Annotated in this window: 16 protein-coding genes; 13 read left to right on the top strand and 3 right to left on the bottom strand. The window is 33.8% G+C overall.

The genetic code is table 11. The features are described 5' to 3' along the window. Positions 1 to 131: 131 nt before the first annotated feature. Positions 132 to 698, bottom strand: coding sequence for a 5-formyltetrahydrofolate cyclo-ligase (locus tag E0I61_RS02870; protein ID WP_132069276.1), 567 nt, complete (start codon positions 696 to 698; stop codon positions 132 to 134). Further along, complete coding sequence (locus E0I61_RS02875; protein WP_131990560.1) at positions 688 to 1,671, bottom strand: succinylglutamate desuccinylase/aspartoacylase family protein; 984 nt, start codon at positions 1,669 to 1,671, stop codon at positions 688 to 690. Before E0I61_RS02875 ends, E0I61_RS02870 begins: the two co-directional genes overlap by 11 nt. A gap of 127 nt (positions 1,672 to 1,798) precedes the next feature. Here E0I61_RS02875 and uvrC point away from each other — a divergent pair, with 127 nt between their 5' ends. The 12 genes from uvrC (at position 1,799) to E0I61_RS02935 (ending at position 18,686) form a co-directional block, all read left to right on the top strand. Continuing rightward, positions 1,799 to 3,598: an excinuclease ABC subunit UvrC gene (uvrC, locus tag E0I61_RS02880; RefSeq protein WP_132069278.1), complete on the top strand. Its 1,800-nt coding sequence runs from the start codon at positions 1,799 to 1,801 to the stop codon at positions 3,596 to 3,598. Between the two features lie 74 nt (positions 3,599 to 3,672). Continuing rightward, on the top strand, positions 3,673 to 5,871 hold the full coding sequence (locus E0I61_RS02885) for a patatin-like phospholipase family protein (RefSeq protein ID WP_132069279.1): 2,199 nt from the start codon (positions 3,673 to 3,675) through the stop codon (positions 5,869 to 5,871). Positions 5,872 to 6,059: 188 nt separating this feature from the next. After that, a complete protein-coding gene (locus E0I61_RS02890) occupies positions 6,060 to 7,217 on the top strand; it encodes a homogentisate 1,2-dioxygenase (protein ID WP_132069281.1) in 1,158 nt (385 codons plus the stop codon). Positions 7,218 to 7,272: 55 nt separating this feature from the next. Next, positions 7,273 to 7,725 carry an IS200/IS605 family transposase gene (gene tnpA, locus E0I61_RS02895; RefSeq protein ID WP_132069284.1) on the top strand — a complete coding sequence of 151 codons (453 nt, stop codon included), beginning with the start codon at positions 7,273 to 7,275 and terminating at the stop codon, positions 7,723 to 7,725. An 80-nt stretch (positions 7,726 to 7,805) separates the two neighbouring features. Further along, positions 7,806 to 8,966: a 4-hydroxyphenylpyruvate dioxygenase gene (hppD, locus tag E0I61_RS02900; protein ID WP_132069286.1), complete on the top strand. Its 1,161-nt coding sequence runs from the start codon at positions 7,806 to 7,808 to the stop codon at positions 8,964 to 8,966. Between the two features lie 294 nt (positions 8,967 to 9,260). Continuing rightward, positions 9,261 to 10,031 carry a DUF3108 domain-containing protein gene (locus E0I61_RS02905; RefSeq protein WP_131990550.1) on the top strand — a complete coding sequence of 257 codons (771 nt, stop codon included), beginning with the start codon at positions 9,261 to 9,263 and terminating at the stop codon, positions 10,029 to 10,031. Next, positions 10,031 to 10,966, top strand: a complete 936-nt coding sequence (locus E0I61_RS02910; protein ID WP_131990548.1) for a tryptophan 2,3-dioxygenase family protein — start codon at positions 10,031 to 10,033, stop codon at positions 10,964 to 10,966. The genes E0I61_RS02905 and E0I61_RS02910 overlap by 1 nt, the downstream gene beginning before the upstream one ends. Before the next feature lie 20 nt (positions 10,967 to 10,986). After that, positions 10,987 to 12,207, top strand: a complete 1,221-nt coding sequence (locus E0I61_RS02915; protein WP_132069288.1) for a M23 family metallopeptidase — start codon at positions 10,987 to 10,989, stop codon at positions 12,205 to 12,207. Between the two features lie 186 nt (positions 12,208 to 12,393). Continuing rightward, positions 12,394 to 14,037, top strand: coding sequence for a glucose-6-phosphate isomerase (pgi, locus tag E0I61_RS02920; protein ID WP_132069290.1), 1,644 nt, complete (start codon positions 12,394 to 12,396; stop codon positions 14,035 to 14,037). A 316-nt stretch (positions 14,038 to 14,353) separates the two neighbouring features. Continuing rightward, on the top strand, positions 14,354 to 17,596 hold the full coding sequence (locus E0I61_RS02925; protein WP_131990542.1) for a TonB-dependent receptor: 3,243 nt from the start codon (positions 14,354 to 14,356) through the stop codon (positions 17,594 to 17,596). 94 nt (positions 17,597 to 17,690) lie between these two features. Beyond that, positions 17,691 to 18,125 (top strand): hypothetical protein, encoded by a 435-nt coding sequence (locus tag E0I61_RS02930; protein ID WP_132069292.1) that lies wholly within the window; start codon positions 17,691 to 17,693, stop codon positions 18,123 to 18,125. 81 nt (positions 18,126 to 18,206) lie between these two features. Further along, positions 18,207 to 18,686 (top strand): septal ring lytic transglycosylase RlpA family protein, encoded by a 480-nt coding sequence (locus tag E0I61_RS02935; protein WP_132069294.1) that lies wholly within the window; start codon positions 18,207 to 18,209, stop codon positions 18,684 to 18,686. Between the two features lies 1 nt (position 18,687). Here the strand turns inward: E0I61_RS02935 and E0I61_RS02940 are convergent, their stop codons facing one another. Beyond that, on the bottom strand, positions 18,688 to 19,155 hold the full coding sequence (locus E0I61_RS02940; protein WP_132069296.1) for a CYTH domain-containing protein: 468 nt from the start codon (positions 19,153 to 19,155) through the stop codon (positions 18,688 to 18,690). 465 nt (positions 19,156 to 19,620) lie between these two features. Between E0I61_RS02940 and E0I61_RS02945 the strand changes: the two genes are divergently transcribed. Then, on the top strand, positions 19,621 to 21,699 hold the full coding sequence (locus E0I61_RS02945) for a recombinase (RefSeq protein WP_132069298.1): 2,079 nt from the start codon (positions 19,621 to 19,623) through the stop codon (positions 21,697 to 21,699). The last annotated feature ends 17 nt before the right edge of the window (positions 21,700 to 21,716 follow it).

Genomic DNA, 21,716 nt, shown 5'->3' on the forward strand with positions numbered 1-21,716 from the left:
GCTTAAGTTTTTTTACTTTTCAAAAGTATAGAAACTTTAAATCTGTTCAAATACCTACAAATGGGTATTTTTTATTTAGTAATGAAGATTAAGCGTTAGATTTTATCAGTTGCAAAAGCACAAATTCAAAATTAAAAAGAGTAAATAGAATTTGGAGTCACACAATAATCCAATTTTACATCGCCTTCAAAAATATCGGTAATCAATTTTTCTGGTTCAAAGAAAGAAAGTCCAATTTTGATTACATCCGGTTTGCATTCGGATAAAAATTTATCATAAAATCCTTTCCCGTAACCCACGCGATGTCCTTTTATGTCGAAAGCCAAAAGCGGTACAAAAACCACATCAATTTTATGTGAAGGAACTTCAATTCCATCTATAGGTTCTGGAATATTGTATTCGTTTTTCTTGATTTTGGTGTTGTCCGTCAAAAGAAAATGAACCAAATTACACGTTTTAAAATCGCATTTGGAAACAACTATTTCTTTGTCTTTTCCGGACAATATGTGCAGAATAAATTCGGTATTGATTTCCTTATGTTCCGTAATAGGAAGAAAAATATGGAAATAGGTTCTCTCCCAAATAGGAAGTGCCAGTATTTTATTGGCAATAGACAAACTCATTTCTTCTATTTCATTTTCAGAAAGTGAATTTCGTAAGGCTTTGTATTTTTGCCGTAATTCTGTTTTATTCTTCATCCTCTTCATTAGTGTTTGACATGTGATAAATAGCATCGCCTTCGTAAACAATAGGGGAATGATTGGCGTTGATCACGTAACCATCATTTGGCGCTTTAACTTTTCGCTCAAACTTTCCATACGGATCTGTTATAGTTGCTAGAATTGTTCCCTTTTGTACAAAATTACCAATAGTATTATAATCGTGCAACAATCCGGAACATTTGGCTCTTATCCAACCCGATTTTTCAATATAGATTGAAGGCGATTTTGGTTTGATAACGATATGTTTTGGATCTAACATACCAAGATGAGACAACAGGCGTTTTGCACCATTAACTCCTTCGTCAGCAACAAAATTATTAATGTCAAGTGATTTACCGCCCTCGAAAAGCAGCATTTTTACATTCATTTTTTCACTGGAACTTCGGAAAGAACCTGAAATGTTTTTGGAATACAACGTAAACGGAGCATTAAAAACATCGGCTAATATTTTTAATTGTTCATTGTTCTGGGTAAGACGAATTTGTGGCGCATTAAAACGACTGGCGCCACCAGCATGGAAATCAACGGCATATTGTACAATTGGCATTATCTCCGTTAAAATATGAAAGGCAAATCTACTGGCTAAAGAACCCGTTTTGCTGCCCGGAAAAACCCTGTTTAAATCCCGGCCATCAGGAAATTCCCTGGATTTATTGACAAATCCATATACGTTTATGATAGGAATACAAATGATTGTGCCTTTTTTTGGTCTGTTTATTTTTTTGCTTATCAATTGCCTAACGATTTCGACACCGTTAATTTCATCTCCATGAATTCCTGCGGAGAAAAGCACGACTGGGCCATCAATTTTAGAGCGTCTTACAATAACGGGGATGTTTAGTTTTGTGGTGGTGTGTAATCGGGCAATTTCGACATTGATGGTTTTGCTTTCGCCGGGAACAATGCTTTCGCCGAAAATTACGATTGGTGTGGTATTGGTTTTTATCATAGGTTCTTGAAACCATAAAAATAACGATAATAACGAATTAGAAACTAAAATTCTGATAAAAATTTCGCAGGAAAGATTTCAAGAGTATTGATTTGTATTTCGTGATTTTTGAGATTAACTTTGTTACATGAATCCAATAACTTTAGCCTTACAAATCCAAACCTTACCAGACGGTCCCGGCGTATATCAATATTATGATAAGGAAGGGAAAATTCTGTATGTGGGCAAAGCCAAAAACATTAAAAAAAGAGTTTCTTCTTATTTTAATAAAATTCATGATACGGCCAAAACTAATGTGCTCGTAAAAAAAATTGTCACCATAAAACACATTGTGGTTCCTACTGAAACCGATGCGCTGTTATTAGAAAATAACCTGATAAAAACATTGCTGCCGCGCTACAACGTATTGTTGCGAGATGATAAAAGTTATCCGTGGTTGTGCATAAAGAAAGAACCTTTTTCGCGCATTTTTGCGACTCGAAGAATGGTCAAAGACGGGTCGGAATATTTTGGGCCTTATACCAGTTTCAAAACCGTGAATACTATTTTAGAACTGATTAAAGAATTGTACCCACTCCGAACCTGCAACTTTGATTTGAGTAAAAGCAATATTGACAGTGGGAAATTCAAGGTCTGTCTCGAATATCATATTGGCAATTGCATGGGGCCTTGTGAAGGTCATGAAACGTTAGAAAATTACCAAAAACAAGTTGACGCGATTCGTGAAATCCTAAAAGGAAATTTCAAAGAAAGTATGAAGGATTTTAAGCGCGTCATGACCAATTTGGCCGCTGATATGCATTTTGAAGAAGCCCAAAAAATCAAAGAGAAAATAGAAGTTCTGGAAAACTACCAATCACGTTCCACAATTGTAAATCCTAAAATCACGAATATTGATGTGTTCTCGATTGTTTCGGATGAAAGCGCGGCCTATGTTAACTTTTTACAAATTTCTCACGGTTCGATTATTCGTTCGCACACGATGGAAATCAAAAAGAAACTCGACGAGACGGATGAAGAATTGCTAGAATTGGCAATTGTCGAATTGAGAGAGCGCTTTCAATTGTTGTCTCGAGAAGTTATCGTTCCGTTTCACGTTGATTTGGGTGAAAACATAAAAATTACGGTTCCACAATTGGGAGACAAAAAGCAAATATTGGATTTGTCGATTCGGAATGCTAAGTTTTACCGAATCGAACAACTGAAACAATTGCAAATTGTAGATCCTGACCGACATACCAAAAGGATTATGGCGCAAATGCAAAAAGACTTGCGATTGCCGGTGGAGCCAAGACATATCGAATGTTTTGATAACTCAAACATTCAAGGAACTAACCCTGTTGCGGCCTGTGTGGTTTTCAAGGACGGAAAGCCAAGCAAGAAAGACTATCGCCATTTTAATATAAAAACTGTCGAAGGACCGGATGATTTTGCTTCGATGACCGAAGTGGTTTATCGCCGTTACAAAAGATTATTAGATGAAAACGAGCCTTTGCCACAATTAATTATCATTGACGGAGGGAAAGGACAATTATCCTCGGCATTAAAAAGTATCGATGAATTGGGTTTGCGAGGAAAAATTACGATAATCGGTATTGCCAAGAGGCTGGAAGAGTTATTTTATCCGGGTGATTCCATTCCTTTGTATCTGGATAAAAGATCGGAAACCTTGAAGATAATCCAGCAATTGCGCAACGAGGCGCATCGTTTTGGGATCACACATCATAGAGATAAAAGGAGTAAAGCGGCACTAAATTCTTCGATAGAAAGTATTCCCGGTATTGGAGAAAAAACGATGCTGGCTTTAATTCAACATTTTAAAAGTGTTAAAAGATTGAAATTAGCCACAGAAAAAGAAATTTCAGACGTTATAGGTATGTCTAAAGCCAAAAAAATTATCGAATTTTACAAGGCTGCTAATGAATGATTAATTTAGATTATTGAATTTTGGGCAAATGATGCCTGATCGCGCCAAATTTTATTACTACCAAATTGCACCTTATGAAGAAACTCATTCTATTATTCATTGTTTTTGCAAGTCTGACTGTGTCTTCGCAAGAGCAAAAGAAACCAAAAATTGGTTTAGTTTTAAGTGGCGGCGGTGCAAAAGGATTTGCGCATATTGGAGTTTTGAAAGTATTGGAAGAAGCGGGAATCAAGATTGATTACATTGGCGGAACCAGTATGGGAGCGGTTATTGGCGGTCTTTATGCTTCAGGATATAACGCAAGTCAGATTGATTCTATTTTTCATGCAACTAATTTTGACGAACTATTAAACGATTTTATTCCAAGATCTTCCAAAAATTTTTACGAAAAAAGAAACGATGAATTGTACGCGCTCGTTTTACCGTTTAGTAAACTCAAAATAGGCATTCCGGAAGCGTTGTCAAAAGGGATGTATAATTATAATTTGTTAAACAGAATTACCAGAAACGTTAGGCATATTAAAGATTTTAATCAGCTTCCAATTCCTTTTTTATGTATTGGAACTGATATAGAAACCGGAAAAGAAGTGCTGTTGAACAAAGGAAATCTGGCACAGGCTATGATTGCCAGCTCCGCATTTCCGTCTTTGTTTTCTCCTGTGGAAATTGACGGAAGGGTGCTTGTGGATGGAGGTGTCGTTAATAACTATCCAATAGAGGAAGTACGGAAATTAGGCGCGGATATTATAATAGGTGTTGATGTTCAAAATGATTTGTTAGATAGGAGCCAGCTTAAAGATGCCACGAGAATCTTGGTCCAAATTACAAATCTTCAATCCATTGAAAGGATGAAAAAAAATGTAAAAGAAACGGAGGTCTATATAAGGCCGGATGTCAAAAATTACGGAGTTGTGTCCTTCGACAAAGGAAAGGAAATCATTAGAAAAGGGGAAGAAGCCACATTCTCAGTTTATGAAAAAATAAAATTACTTGCCGATGAATCTAACCCGTATAAGAAGCCGAATCTAAAATTAACAACAGACAGCTTGCAGATTATAGACATCAATAGCAATGAATTGGATAATTATACCAAAGAATATGTAATAGGTAAATTAAGATTTAAACCAGGAGCTAAAACGTGTTATGATGATTTGTTGAAGGGAATAAATAATATCAATGCGACTCAGAATTTCAGTGCTATATCCTATTCATTAGACGCAAATGAAAACGGGGATGATTTAAACTTAACTTTAAAAGAAAATCCTACAAAAACGTATTTGAAATTTGGGTTGCATTATGACAATTTATTCAAGAGTGCCGTTTTGATTAACCTGACACATAAAAAAACATTTTTTAAAAATGACAGAACCTCTCTGGATATAGTTTTGGGAGATAATATCAGGTATAATTTAGATTATTATATAGAGAATGGATTTAATTTGAGTTTTGGTTTCAAATCGCAGTTCAATCAATTTAATAGAAACGTAGCCAAAGAAATAAGCAGTTTAGATTTAGGTGCTTTGGGTATAAATTCAATCAATGTTGATTTTCATGATTTAACAAATCAGGCTTATTTTCAATCTTTATTTGTTCAAAAATTTTTGATTGGCGGAGGAATTGAATTAAAATATTTAAAAATAAAGTCGGAAACATTGGCCAATGTTGATCCGGTAATTGATAATAGTAATTACTTAAGTCTTTTTGGTTATATGAAATTTGATTCTTTTGATAATAAATATTTCCCAAAAAAAGGATGGTATTTTTCAGGGGATATACAATCGTATTTGGTGTCTTCGGATTACACAGGGGTTTTTGAGCCTTTTTCCATCGCAAAAGCAGATTTTGGAGTGGCTGCAACACTTTTTAAAAATGTTACGGTTAAATTTCATACGGATGCCGGTTTCTCCTTTGGGAATGAAAGTGTTTCTTTTTTTAATTTTATTTTGGGAGGTTACGGTTACAATCCTATAAACAACTTCAAGTATTTTTATGGGTATGATTATTTAAGTATTGCTGCCAACAGTTATATAAAATCAACAGGAACGATTGATTATGAATTTTATAAGAACAACCATTTCAATTTTTCGGCAAACTTTGCTAATGTTGGCGATAAAATTTTCGAAACGGTAGATTGGATTTCAATCCCAAAATACTCAGGTTATGCAGTAGGGTATGGTTTAGAAACAAGAATTGGACCTATAGAAATAAAATATTCCTGGTCTCCGGAAAATGCAAAAGGATACACTTGGTTTAGTATTGGGTTTATGTTTTAATTGTAATTTAATTCAATAATAATTCCGATATTTGTTATCATGAAAACAACTTGGAGCGGTTTATTAGGATATCTGCAATTTCTCATCAAGAGGAATCCTGAATAAGTTGCATTTTTTTGATTTAATTAAATAAGTTTAGTTTGACAAAACTTTAAACTTTTAAACGTTAATTTTTAAGCAAAAGAATCATGCCTTTATATCATAAATTGGGAAACTTCCCCCAAAAGAGACACACACAATTCGAAAAGCCAAACGGCGGTTTATACTATGAACAGCTTTTTGGAACAGAAGGTTTTCACGGTCATTCGTCATTATTATATCACGTTCACAGACCAACACAGGTAAAGGAAATTCTAAAATCCTACTCGGTGGAGCCTAAAATTGCCATTGGGAAAAATATAAAATCGTTGTTGTTAAAAGGTTTTGACTTGAAGCCCGAAGATGATTTTCTGGACAGTCGCAAAGCGATGTTAGTCAATAAAGATTGTACTATTGGGTTGGCCGCGCCAAGACAATCGTTGCGCAACTATTTCTATAAAAATGCTGATGCGGATGAAATGATTTTCATCCATAAAGGGAAAGGAAAATTACGCACCATGATGGGAAATATTCCTTTCGAATATGGCGATTACTTAATTATTCCTCGCGGAATGATTTATCAAATTGATTTTGAAACATCGGAAAACAGACTTTTCTACGTCGAATCATTCGCGCCTTTTTACACACCAAAACGCTATAAAAACGAATCAGGTCAGCATTTAGAACATTCACCATTTTGCGAACGCGACTTTATCTTGCCGACAGAGTTAGAGACGCACGATGAAAAAGGAGATTTTCTAATCAAAATCAAAAAAGAAGGAATGATACATGAATTCGTTTACGCTACGCATCCCTTTGATGTAGTAGGTTGGGACGGATATAATTTCCCTTATGGATTCAGTATTCATAATTTTGAGCCTATAACAGGTCGCGTGCACCAGCCGCCACCGGTTCATCAAACATTTGAAACGGCAACATTTGTAGTTTGTTCGTTCTGTCCGCGATTGTATGATTACCATCCAAAAGCAATTCCAGCACCTTATAATCACAGTAATATTGACAGTGATGAGGTTTTGTATTATGTAGATGGCGATTTTATGAGCCGCAACAATATCGAGCAAGGACACATTACATTGCATCCAAAAGGCATTCCGCATGGACCGGCACCAGGAGCAATGGAACGCAGTATTGGCCATACCATAACCCACGAATTAGCAGTAATGGTCGATACGTTCCGCCCCTTAATGGTAACCGAAGAAGCCATGGGATTAGATGATGGTCAGTATTACAAATCTTGGGTTGACTAGAATGGGTTTTAACCCATTCATTATAGGATTCGTTAAAAAAACCAATTGAACCAATATGTCATTTATAAAAGTATATATTCATTTTGTTTGGAGCACAAAAAATAGAGAGCCATTTCTAGCAACGAAGGAATTTAGGAGAAAAGTTTGGAATCACATTTTAGAAAATGCAAGAGAAAAAGGAATATTTATAGATTTTGTCAATGGTTATGAGGATCATTGTCATTGTTTAGTTTCACTAGGATTGGATCAATCAATTCAGAAAGTAATGCAGTTAATAAAAGGAGAATCATCTTTTTGGATAAATAAACAAGAAGAATTTAAACCAATTTTAAAAGAGCAAAAATTTGAATGGCAAGATGAGTATTTTGCTGTGTCAGTTTCAGAATCTGTAGTTGATAAAGTTAGAAATTATATAAAAAAGCAGGAAATTCATCATAACAAAAAATCTTTTCAAGAAGAATATGATGATTTTATTGATAAATATGGGTTTCAAAAATTCAAAAATTAAAATTTGGCTAAAGCCAATTCAATAACAAATATTTTGCCTCCAGATTTATCTGGAGGCAATTCAAAAAACAAATAAATACCATGTCAAAAGAAGTAAAATCAGTAGAATACGGACTAGAAAAAATATTTGAAGGAGCGCAAGATTTCCTTCCGTTATTAGGAACCGATTATGTAGAATTCTACGTAGGAAACGCAAAACAATCCGCACATTATTATAAAACCGCTTTCGGATACCAGTCATTGGCCTATGCCGGATTAGAAACCGGAGTAAGAGACAGAACATCGTATGTGCTAAAACAAGATAAAATCCGCATTGTATTAACCACACCATTAACACAAGATTCTCCCATACACGAACATTTGAGAAAACATGGTGACGGGGTGAAAGTTGCGGCACTTTGGGTAGAAGATGCAACCAGTGCTTATGAAGAAACTATGAAACGTGGCGCGCGCTCTTTTATGGAGCCTACAGTGGAAAAAGATGAGTTTGGAGAAGTAGTCCGTTCGGGTATTTATACCTACGGCGAAACGGTGCATATTTTTGTAGAGCGAAAAAATTACAATGGTGTTTTCTTGCCAGGATACAAAGAATGGAAATCAGATTACAATCCGGAGCCAACAGGATTAAAATATATAGACCACATGGTAGGTAATGTGGGTTGGAACGAAATGAATACTTGGGTTAAGTTCTATGAAGACGTCATGGGATTTGTGAATTTCCTTTCCTTTGATGACAAACAAATCAATACCGAATATTCGGCGTTGATGAGTAAAGTAATGTCCAATGGGAACGGAAGGATTAAATTCCCAATCAACGAACCCGCCGAAGGAAAGAAAAAATCACAAATTGAGGAATATCTGGACTTTTATGGTGGACCTGGAATTCAGCATATCGCTATTGCAACGGATGATATTATCAAAACAGTATCTCAATTGAAAGAAAGAGGAATAGAATTCTTATCTGCTCCTCCACATACATATTACGAGGCAATTCCGGAGCGATTGGGCGATCATATGAAAATGATGAAAGAAGATTTAAACGAAATCGAAAAGCTTGCCATTATGGTCGATGCCGATGAGGAAGGGTATTTATTACAAATATTTACAAAGCCTGTACAAGACCGACCAACCTTGTTTTTTGAGATTATTCAAAGAATGGGAGCCAAAGGCTTTGGCGCGGGTAACTTTAAGGCGCTATTTGAATCAATTGAGAGAGAACAGCAATTGCGAGGAACGCTGTAAAAAAGCATTATTTTTGCATATTGTGAAAAAATAACCGACAAGCAACATGTTTCTTTGTAAATGTTGTGTTAAACTTTATTTTTCGCTAAAATAACTGGATTTGTTAGCTACCTTTGCACTCGCAAAAAGGAAGGGGTGGTTTCCTTCCTGATTTCATATAAATTTCATAGTTTATAGTTTTTTGGTTAGTTAATAGCATAAAAACTCAGTCATTATTTGACTGAGTTTTTTTGTTTTAATATATTTGGAACAAAATTTGTTATTAGAGTCACTGAATTGACTAATAAAGTAATGATGAAAAAAATAATACTATTCTTTGTGTTGGTAATGACCGTAAGTTTTGATTCTCCAAAAGAGGATGCTTATGACGTGGGAGAATGGTTCAAATTTCGAATTCATTATGGGATAGTCAATGCCGGCTATGCCACACTGGAAGTAAAAGACGCTACCGTGAATGACAAAAAGACGTTTCATGTTGTAGGTAGAGGATATACTACCGGAATGTCTCGATTTTTCTTTAAAGTAGACGATTTATACGAAAGCTATATTGACAAGGATACCAGAAATCCATACCAGTTTGTCCGAAAAATTAATGAAGGGGGCTACACTAAAAATCAAGAAGGCTTTTTTAATCAATCTACAAATAGAGTTCTTGTCAAAGATTACAAACATAAAACAGAGAAGACGCTTTACGTTCCTAAAAACACACAGGACATTTTGTCTACCTTCTATTATCTAAGAAATTATCCAGGAATTGATAAGCTAAAAATAGGAGAGTCAGTTGCGATTGATATGTTTTTTGATGATGAAACCACAAAGTTTAAACTCAAGTTTATAGGTCGTGAAAATATCACGACTAAATTTGGTGTGGTATCAACAATGGTGTTTAGACCTTTAGTACAATCAGGGCGTGTTTTTAAAGAACAAGAAAGTCTTACCGTTTGGATTTCAGATGACGATAATAAATTACCAATCAGAATAAAAGCCAACTTGGCAGTAGGTTCAATAAAAGCAGATATAGATGCATATAGAGGATTGAAAAATCCTTTTAAAACAAATAAATAATGAATAACATTGATAGTTCAGAAGCGATTTTAAAAGAAATTGAAATTAAATACCAAGCAATAAATCAAAAAACAGAGACACAGCTGGAAGGATTGTTATGGTCAAAACCAATTACGTATTGGGATTATATTCAAACGGATGCATTATTGGGTCTTCAAATTCAAAGAACAACACTTCCTGATGAAATGGTTTTTATCATGTATCACCAGGTTAATGAATTGATATTTAAGATGATACTTTGGGAAATGCATCAAATTTCTTATTGTAAAAATATCAAAACTGATTTTTTTACTGAAAGATTAATGAGAATAAGTCGGTATTTTGATATGCTGACAACTTCTTTCGGTATTATGGAAAATGGAATGGAAGTGGATCAATACATGAAATTTAGAAATACGCTAACTCCTGCCAGTGGGTTTCAAAGCGCGCAATACCGTTTAATAGAATTTTCTTCCACTGACCTAATAAATCTTATCGATCACCGTTATAGAGATTCAATAGATAGAAATACGCCTTATGAATTTGCCTTAGAGCATTTGTATTGGCAAGCGGCCGGAAAAGATTATCATACCGGTAAGAAATCTTTTTTACTGGAGGAGTTTGAAAAAAAATATAAGAAGACGTTCCTAAATCATATGGAAGAATACAATACCATAAATATTTGGCAAAAATTCAAACAGCTTCCAGATTTAGATCAAAAAAATCCAGAGTTAATAGTAGCGATGCGTCATTATGATCATACGGTGAATATCACTTGGGTAATGCAGCATTTGAATACGGCAAAGAAATATATTGACCAGAGCGGTAAAGGGGATGGTGAAGCGACGGGTGGAAGTGACTGGAAAAAATACATGCATCCAAAATACCAACGCAGGATATTTTTTCCGGAATTATGGTCGGCAGAGGAACTAGCGCATTGGGGAGAAGAAAAATAATTTGAATAAAAAAACATAGTTTGAAACAAATATTATTAGCAATTATAGTATTATTTTCTTTGATTTCTTGTAATAAATCAGATGAAATTATAGAAAAAGAAATTATAAAACCAGCAGTTAAAAAGATAGAGTTTGGGTTTAAATATTCTGATTTTAATGTTATTCAGGATACTATAAAAAAAGGAGACACTTTTGGGACTTTACTAGAAGAGCAAAATATTGGAGAGCGAGAAATATATGATATTGTCGCTAAAGTAAAAGACACTTTTGATGTGAGAGCCATCAGGATAAATAAACCTTTTACAATGCTTCGGTCAAAAAACAAGAAGAATGATTTACAGGTTTTTATATATCAGCCGGACGCACTAAACTATTATGTAGTCGATTTACGTGATACCGCTATTGTTGTTTATAAAAAAACAAAACCCATAACCATTAAGCGACGCACCATTGGCGGGGTTTTGAAAGAATCATTGTCTGAGACTTTAGGTAATGCCAAGATTGAAGGGGCATTGGCAAGTAAAATTTCTAAAATTTATGCTTATTCCATTGATTTTATGAAACTCAAAAAAGGAGATCGTTTTGCGATAACTTTTACGGAGCGATTCATAAATGATACTGTTTATGATGGAGTGGAAGAACTGGAAGCATCCTTTTTTGAATACAAAGGAAAAATTATTTACGCATTTCCTTTTGCTCAAAATCCGGACTCAGATAAAATAGAATATTACGATGAAGATGGAAAAACGTTAAAAAATTTCTTTCTTAAATCTCCAATAAAATTCAGTAGAATATCCTCTCGATTTTCAACTAGTCGATTTCATCCTGTTCAACACAGATGGAAAGCGCACAAAGGAACGGATTATGCGGCGCCACGCGGTACGCCTATTACTACAACGGCTGGCGGAGTTGTGGAGCAAAGTGGTTTTACGGCCGGAAACGGGAATTTTGTAAAAGTAAAACACAACGGAACCTACTCAACGCAATATTTGCACATGTCTAAAATATTGGTAAGACGGGGGCAACGTGTCAGTCAGGGACAGGTTATCGGTTTAGTAGGAAGTACAGGTTTGGCAACTGGGCCGCACGTTTGTTATCGATTTTGGAAAAACGGTAAACAAGTGGATGCACTAAGACTTAAATTGCCTAGCGGTGAGCCGATGAGCGGAAGAAATAAAGACCGATACATTAAAACGATTACTCCGTTAAAGTTTGAATTGGATAGTGTTGCCAATTTATAATTCGATAGTTTAAATTGACTAAAAAGATTATTTGGCGAATAAATAGAAAAAATTAGTGTGATTATATGGTAACTACTATTTAGTGTTTTTCCTGCTAAATTGTTATATAATTCAAAACTCATTTAGCGTTAAAACTAATTTCAGTATTTTTGCCAGAATTTAAATAATACTACAAACTACCTATAAATGGCTCTAAATACTATAAACCCAACAGAAACGAACGCTTGGAAGAAACTTGAGATGCATTACAACGAAATGCAAAAAGCTTCGATGCAAGAATTATTTCAATTGGACGCAACCAGAACTGAAAAATTCAATTTGAAATGGAATGATTTTTTAATTGACTATTCAAAAAACATTATCAATCAAGAAACACTTCAGTTGTTATTGGAATTAGCAGAAGAAGTAGGCCTTAAAGGTGCCATTAAAGACTATTTTGATGGCGAAATAATCAATCAAACGGAAAACAGAGCTGTACTTCATACCGCATTGCGAGCCAAAGAATCAGCAGTTATAAATGTTGATGGAGATAATGTGGTTTCTGAAATTTATGAAGTAAAAAGCAAAATAAGAACATTCACGAATCAGGTTACTTCAGGTGAAAGAACTGGTTACACGGGAAAACCTTTCACGGATGTTGTCAATATAGGTATTGGAGGTTCTGATTTAGGACCTGCTATGGCGGTTGAGGCATTACAATTTTATAAAAATCATTTAAATGTTCATTTTGTTTCAAATGTGGACGGCGATCATGTAAATGAGATTATAAAAAAACTAAATCCGGAAACTACGCTTTTTGTAATTGTTTCTAAAACATTTACAACACAAGAAACATTGACCAATTCTGAAACTATCAGAAAATGGTTCTTAGAATCAGCTACTCAAGAAGATGTGGCCAAGCATTTTGTTGCGGTTTCCACCAATATCCAAAAAGTAACAGAGTTTGGGATAAACCCGGATAATGTATTTCCTATGTGGGATTGGGTTGGCGGAAGATTCTCTTTGTGGAGTGCCGTTGGACTTACAATAAGTTTAGCCGTTGGATACGATAATTTTGATGAATTGTTAGAAGGGGCGAATGAAATGGACGAACATTTCAAAATTGCTGATTTCGATAAAAATATGCCGGTAACATTGGCTTTATTGAGTATTTGGTACAATAATTTTTTTGGTGCCGAAAGCGAAGCCTTAATTCCTTACACGCAATATTTGCAAAAATTAGCTCCTTATTTACAACAAGGGACTATGGAAAGTAACGGTAAAAGTATAGGTCGTGATGGGAAGCCGGTAGACTATCAAACAGGAACTATTATTTGGGGAGAGCCAGGAACTAATGCACAACATGCATTTTTTCAGTTAATTCATCAAGGGACAAAATTGATTCCTGCAGATTTTATTGGTTTTGTTACTCCTTTGTATGGAGATAATGATCATCATGATAAACTAATGTCTAACTTCTTTGCGCAAACGGAAGCGTTAATGCATGGAAAATCTGGAGAACAAGTTCAGGCTGAATTCGACAAACAAGGTGTTTCAGAAGAGAAAGCTAAGTTTCTTTTACCGTTTAAAGTTTTCACGGGTAATAAGCCTACTAATACTATTTTAATTCAGAAATTAACTCCAAAAACCTTGGGTTCTTTGATCGCTTTGTATGAACACAAGATTTTTGTGCAAGGAATTATCTGGAATATTTTTAGTTTTGATCAATGGGGTGTAGAATTAGGAAAACAATTGGCGAATTCTATTTTGGAGGAGATTAACACAAAGACAGTCAAAAATCATGACAGTTCTACAACCTTTTTATTGAATCATTTTTTGCAGCATAAATAAGTTTTTTTATTCTTAATAGATATTCTAAATGACAAAACCTTGACTTTTTTAAGCCAAGGTTTTGTCATTTAGGGGATTAAATGATTTTTTTTTAGAATTAGTAGGATATTTTTGATTCAGTTATGTCATGATTTTTTTGATTAATAAGATGAAAATACTATGCATGAATAGTAATTATGTATTTTTTTAACAAAAAAATAAAATAAATCATTTTTAAGATAAAAATCCTACTTAAAAATGTGCCATTCTTAACGTTATGTTAACTTTTTAAGTAAAAAATGTTATATTTTTGCCAAATATTAATAAACTAAACAAAATGAAAAAATTATTAAAATTATTTTTAATTCTAGTTGTAATAATGTTCGCCAATCCTGGAGTTTATGCACAGGGTAACACAACCTCTTCCATTAGTGGTAATGTTTATGATAAGGATTCTCAAACCTTACCTGGGGCATCAATTCTTGCGACACACACTCCATCAGGTACTCGATATACTGCATCTACAGATGGCACGGGTAACTTCAGAATATCTAACATGAGAGTTGGAGGTCCATACAAAATTGTAATTACTTTTGTTGGATTTAAAACTTTTGAAGATAGTGATGTTTATCTTCAGTTAGGGGATTCAAAAGATTTTAAAGTGGTCTTGCAAGAAGAATCAAATGAATTACAAGAAGTTGTAGTTAGAACTTCAAGAGATAATACTTTTAATTCACAAAGAACTGGAGCTCAAACAGTAATTAATTCAGATAAAATTAAAGCATTGCCTTCTTTATCTAGAAATATTTCAGATTTTGCCAGACTAACACCACAAGCTCAATTAAGAGGTGATGATGTTTTATCTATCGGAGGTCAAAACAACAGATTCAATGCTATTTACATTGATGGCGCTGTAAGTAATGACGTTTTTGGATTAGCTGCTAATGGAACTAATGGAGGTCAAACAGGAGTAAGTCCTATCTCTATTGATGCAATTGAGCAATTTCAAGTAAGTGTTGCTCCTTATGATGTAAAACTATCTGGTTTTGCTGGTGGAGCAATTAGCGCGATTACTAAATCAGGAACTAATAATTTTGAAGGTTCAGCTTATTTCTTTAATAGAGATGAAAATTTGGCAGGAAAAACACCTCCTTCATTAGCGGGAACAAATGGAAGAAAAAAATTAGCTGATTTTTCTGCTCAAACTTATGGTGTTCGTGCAGGTGGAGCTTTAATTGAAGATAAATTATTTTATTTTGTTAATTATGAGAGACAAGATAATGAAACTCCACAGCCATTTGATTTATCAACTTATACAGGATTGTCTGGAAGCAGATTGGGAGAATTAAGAACTAAACTTGCTACTTATGGATATGATCCAGGTTCTTTTGAAAACAATGTAAGAACTCTTGTAAGTGATAAGTTGATTGGTAAGATAGATTGGAATATCAATGATAATCATAAATTATCTTTGAAACACAGTTATGTAAAAGCGGAGAATTTTTCGCCAAGTAGATCTTCTGCAACTGCAATAAGTTTTATAAACGGTAGCCAGTTATTCAATTCTACAACTAATTCTACAGCTTTAGAATTAAACTCAAGATTTGGGAATAAATTTTCAAATAATTTAGTTGTTGCTTACACTAGTGTAATCGATGATAGAGATGCATCAGGAAGTCCTTTCCCAACGGTTCAGATTTTTGATGGTGCGAATCAAAGTATTTTCTTTGGAGCAGAGGGATTTTCTACAGCAAATCTTTTGGATCAAAAAACATTGACTATTTCAGATAATTTTGAAATTAATGCTGGAATGAGTAAAATAACTATTGGGACTCATAATGAATTTTCAAAATCAAGAAATGTTTTCTTTGGAAATAATTTTGGATCTTACAGATACGCTACTTTAAACGATTTCTTAAACAATGCAAAACCGAATAGATTCCAATTAAACTATTCTTTAATTGGTGGTGAGGGTGATGATTCTCAAGGCGCAGCTGAATTTGGGACTAAACAATTCGGATTCTACATTCAAAATGATATGAAACTGAACAGTAATCTTAAAGTTTCTTATGGTATTAGAGTAGATATTCCTGTTTGGGAAGATGGATTAGGGAATAATGACTTTAATAACAGAACAATTGGTTTGTTACAAGCGGCTGGTAAAAATTTAAAAGGAGCAAGAGTAGGAGAAGGTATTGCAAATTATACACATTTTGCACCACGTTTCGGCTTCAATTACGATCTTAACGGAAAAAAATCTACTCAGTTTAGAGGTGGATTAGGTATATTTACTTCTAGATTGCCTTTAGTTTGGCCAGGAGGGACTTATAATAACAATGGTGTTTCTCAAGGTGCCATTTCAATAACAAGTCCTACAGGAATGCCTTTGTTTAACCCAAATCCAAGTGTTGCTAGTCAAATTGCACCGCTTCCTGCATCATATCCACGTCCAGGCTCAGGACGTACAGGAGGAAATGTTGATTTGTTTGCAAAAAATTTCAAATTGCCTCAAGTATTCAAAGCAAGTTTTGCAGTTGATCAAAAATTACCATTAGGTTTTGTTTTGACATCTGAAATTACTTATAATGATAATATTAGTGCAATCATTTATGAAAATTTGAATATCAAAGCTGCTTCAAGCGCTTTAACAGGGGCTGATACAAGACCTCGTTATAATGGAAACAGCAGAGTAGATCCTTCTTATTTAGGAATTTATTTAGCTTCTAATACAGATGAAGGTACAGCTTACAATCTTGCTTTTACATTGACTAAAAATTTCAGATCTGATTTCATTGATGCTAATATTTCTGGAACTTATTCTTACGGTAAATCAACTGTTTTAATGGATGCGACTTCTTCTCAAAACAGTTCACAATGGAATAATACAGAAACTGTTAATGGTGCGAATTATTTAGCGCTTTCAAGATCTGATTTTGATCAAGGAAGAAGAATTATCTCTAATGGTAATGCAACATTCAAATGGAATAAATTCACTAAATCTAGAATTGGTGTATTTTACGAAGGTGCTCAAGGAACTCCAATCAGTTATGTTTATAATGATTCTGGTCGTTTATTACAAGACACATTCTCTAATTCAGCATTGATTTATGTTCCTGCTGCACAAAGTGAGATTAGACTTGTTTCCACTTCTGCAAATACTTTAACTCCACAACAACAATGGGATGCTTTAAGTACTTTTATAGAAGGTAATGAGTACTTAAGAGGTAGAAAAGGGGGTTATGCTGAGCGTAATGGTGACCGTTTAAAAACAAGCCATGTTGTAGATTTAAAATTCGCTCAAGAATTTACTATCAATGTAGGTAAAAAGAAGCATACACTTGAATTTACTGCGGATATTTTTAATTTCACAAACCTTTTGAATAAAAATTGGGGAAAAAGATATTTTACAAATTTTGACCAAGTACAATTACTTCAACAAGTTGGATTCTTAGCGGATAACACAACTCCAACATTTAGTTATAATCCAGCTGTAGCAAACAGTATTAACCAAGCTGATGATGTAGGTTTAAACTCATCTAGATGGCAAATGCAAACGGGTGTTCGTTATACGTTCAACTAAGTTTAGCTAAAAATATTGCAACCCTCATTTCAATTGGAATGAGGGTTTTTTTATGCCTTTTTTTCTTATATTTGTTAAAACAAAAACAAGTTATATGTACGAATTTATTCAAAAATTCCATTCAGGATGGGCTTATTTAGCACTTTTAGTATTAGTAATCGCAGTTGTTAATTCCTTCATTGGGATGTCTTCTAAAAAAGATTTTACTTCAAAAGACAGGAAAATTGCTTTGTTTGCATTAATAGCAATACATACTCAATTGTTAGTTGGGTTAATTTTATATTTCGGGTCTCCTAATGGATTAAAAATGATAAAAGCTGTTGGAATGGGTGGATTAACAACCGAGAGCAGATTGCTGGCTTTAGAGCATCCTTTAATAAATATTATTGCAATTGTTTTAATCACTATAGGTTGGTCAAAACATAAAAAATTAATAGCTAGTGAATCAAAATTCAAAACCTTTTCTATCTTTTATGGTTTAGGATTACTACTTATTTTGAGTAGGATTCCATGGAAAATTTGGTTTTAAAAATCAATTAAAGCTCTAGAAATAGAGCTTTTTTTATCTAGGTATGGTTTTTGTAAAGTAGATTTAACTATTACAATATTTATGAAAAAATCAATAACATTATTTTTTTTACTTGCAATTATTAGCTTAGTGAACAGTCAAAGTTCAATCTCAGAAAAACAAAAAGCTGCAACACAAAAAGATACGCTTAAGAAAGGTAAAGTAACAATTGAATTGCAAGAAATGAAAATTGATTCTTTAATAACTTCATTAGGAAAATTCAAAATCTATAAAAAGGAGGCGCACGCATCTTATTATGCAGATAAATTTAATGGAAGACGGACTACAAGTGGCAGTAGATTCGATAATAATAAATATACTGCAGCACACAAAAAACTGCCTTTTGGTACAAAAGTAAAGGTGACTAATGAGAAAAATGGGAAGTCCGTGATTGTGGAAATTACTGATAGAGGACCATTTGTTAAATCTAGAGAAATTGATCTTTCAAAACGCGCATTTATGGATATTGCCTCCAATAAAAGCAGTGGTGGAATGAAAGTAACAATGTCAATATTAAATTAAATTACCAGTTTTTGTAAGGATTAGTGCTTAAATAAGCATTGTAATAACGGTTGCTATTTGTCACTTCTTCACCTAGCCAACTTGGTTTTTCAAAAGTTTCCATTTCAGAATCAAGCTCAATTTCGGCGACAATTAATCCTTCGTTTTCACCATAAAATTCATCAACCTCATAAATATGATTGCCTTGTTTTATCTCAAAACGGTTTTTGTCAATAACACCTTTTTCGCACAACAATAATAATTCCTTTGCTTCAGCAACAGGAATTTCTTTTTCCCACTCAAAACGGGACATACCGGAATTATTTGAAATCCCTTTTATAGTCAAATATCCTTTGTCGCCTTTTATGCGTACGCGTACCGTACGTTCTGGAACGGAACTCAAATACCCTTGTGCAATATGGTTTTGAGCGAAAGCTTCTTTCTTGAACGAATCGTCTGTGACCAAAAATTTTCTCTCTATTTCAATCATTTTTTATAAATATTTTGGAGCTATTTACTTCTTTAGTTTGCATCGCTCTTGTCCAGCTATTCGTTTCAATTTCTCAATCATAAAACTTTTTTTCTATTTTTAAAAAAGGAGCTTCTTGGGTCGCTCTTTTTTAAAAAGAAAAAATAGTTTTTTTCAATCTAAGATTTCCACTTCTATCTGGGCTAATCCAGAAACTCAAAGGTATCAAATATTTCTATTTTTCGGACTTATACCATTTAAGCTTTCTTTTTAATGGAATAAAACAGCGTCTATTTGTCATTTCGATGAAGGAAAAATCACACAAATAGAGCAACTAATGAGATTTCTCTTTCGTCGAAATGACAAAATAATAACAACATAATCCAGTAAATTCTATGTTCAAACAGTATAACAGTTATTTTATGAATAAGTTAATGGAAGTTATGGCGTCGATTTGTATTTTTACAAAACCGAATGAATTCAAATATGTCAATTTTTAAAGTAAAATCTAAACCAACACCCGCAACACTATTAATCAAGTTTTTTGGGGAAAATCAATTTTGGCGTAAAACAGACGATAACTTAGAACCCTTAATTGAATTGATTAGGCTGATTAGACCTTTGAAAATTAAAAATCTGGAAACGGTTGATTTACAGGAAATCATTTCTTTTTTCAATGAAAATGATTCTTGCAGAGAACAATTCTCAATATATCTCAAAGAAATAGTAAAAGATAAAAAATTCAACAAAATACTTTCTGACGCAGCTATTCTGCAAGATGTAGATTTTATTTTTGAAGTCAAAAAAAGAATATTCGCTAAATTTTTGCCATACCAGCCTCAAAAAGACACATTAGAATATGTTCTTAATCAGGTTTTCTATTTGGCCAATGATACGATTTGGATTAACAAAATTCCATCCAATCAATTGGAAGAATTATACAGGCTTTTAAAATTCAAATCAATTTATGAAAGTGTAGCACCTAATTCAGTTTTGTCGGAATTATTAGTTGCAATGGATTTAATTACGCAACGCATTAGTGGTCGTGCCTTGGAAACCGATGTTGTCAAAATGGTGCCGGAATTTGATGATTACGAAAGTCCTTTTACAGCCTTTGAAAAGGAATTATTCCTGATTGAAGACCGAATCAGAAATTCTGAAAATCATTTTATTAAACCCGATGATTTGTCCTATGCCCAGCTGTTAGTTTTGCACAAACAATGCGAAGATTTTGTAGAGAAAGCATTTCACAACAGTTCAAAATACGGAATTTCACTTCGTGTAAATCAGAATTTATTAAAAATTAGACAGCAATTAGTGCGACTTAAATTTTTAATTTCATTATTGATTATAGAAAAAGGAAGTGATAAAAGAAATAACGGAATTACTTTGGTTTTGCACTTGATTAAATACAATTGCTACAAAAACAATGTTAGGAAATTTATTGGAGAAAGCACCCAGCTCATTTCTTATGAAATAACGCAACACACAGCTAAAACCGGCGAACATTATATTACTGAAAGCCGAAAGGAGTATTTCAAAATGTTTAGAACTGCTTTAGGAGGAGGATTTATTGTGGGGATTTTGTGTGTCATTAAAGTCTTGCTTTCTAAAGCTGATACCAGTTTTTTTGGGCATGCTTTTCTTTACAGTATGAATTATGCCATTGGATTTATTGCTATTTATCTTTTAGGTTTTACTCTTGCTACAAAACAACCCGCAATGACAGCTTCAGCTTTGATAAAAGCATTGGAGGAAGGTGTCATAAAAAAAGGAAAAGATTCCGAAAAGTATAAAGCTTTTGCTATTCTTTTTGCACGTGTATTTCGTTCTCAGTTTATCGCTTTTGTGGGGAATGTAATCATGGCTTTTCCAGTTTCATTACTTGGAATCTGGGGTATTGATTATACGTTGCAGTATAATATTGCTGCAACTAAATGGGAAGGACTACTTATTGATTTGAGTCCGATTCATTCTTTAGCCATACTTCATGCTGCTATTGCCGGAGTCTTTTTGTTTTTGTCAGGAATTATCTCAGGAAGTATTGCGAACAGGGACAAACACAACCAAGTGTATTTTCGAATTACAGAACACCCTTTGCTGAAAAGGAGTTTTGGGAAAGACAGAACGGTTAAATTAGCCAAGTTATATAGAAAAAGATGGGCTGGGATTATTTCAAATTTCTGGTTTGGAATATTCATGGGAAGTACAGCATCTATCGGCTTGTTCTTAGGATTGAATCTTGATATTCGACACATCACTTTTGGAAGTGGAAATCTCGCTTTGGCGTTATACGGTGCTAATTATGCAGTAAACAACTCCATGTTATTCTGGGGTATTTTTGGGATTGGTATTATAGGATTGGTTAACTTTATAGTAAGTTTTAGCCTTTCACTAGGACTTGCATTTCGTTCGAGAGCCATCTCATTATTCGAATTGCGATTTGTTGCGGTTTCCATTTGGAATCATTTCAAGTCGAGACCCATTAGTTTCTTTTTTCCAACGGAAAAGAAAGATAAATCAGTAGTTGTAGAAAATTATTTGCACGTGGAAGATCAAAAATAATTTTTAGCGCTAATAAA

The sequence above is a fragment of the Flavobacterium ranwuense genome (assembly GCF_004349315.1).
Taxonomy (GTDB): Bacteria; Bacteroidota; Bacteroidia; order Flavobacteriales; family Flavobacteriaceae; genus Flavobacterium; species Flavobacterium ranwuense.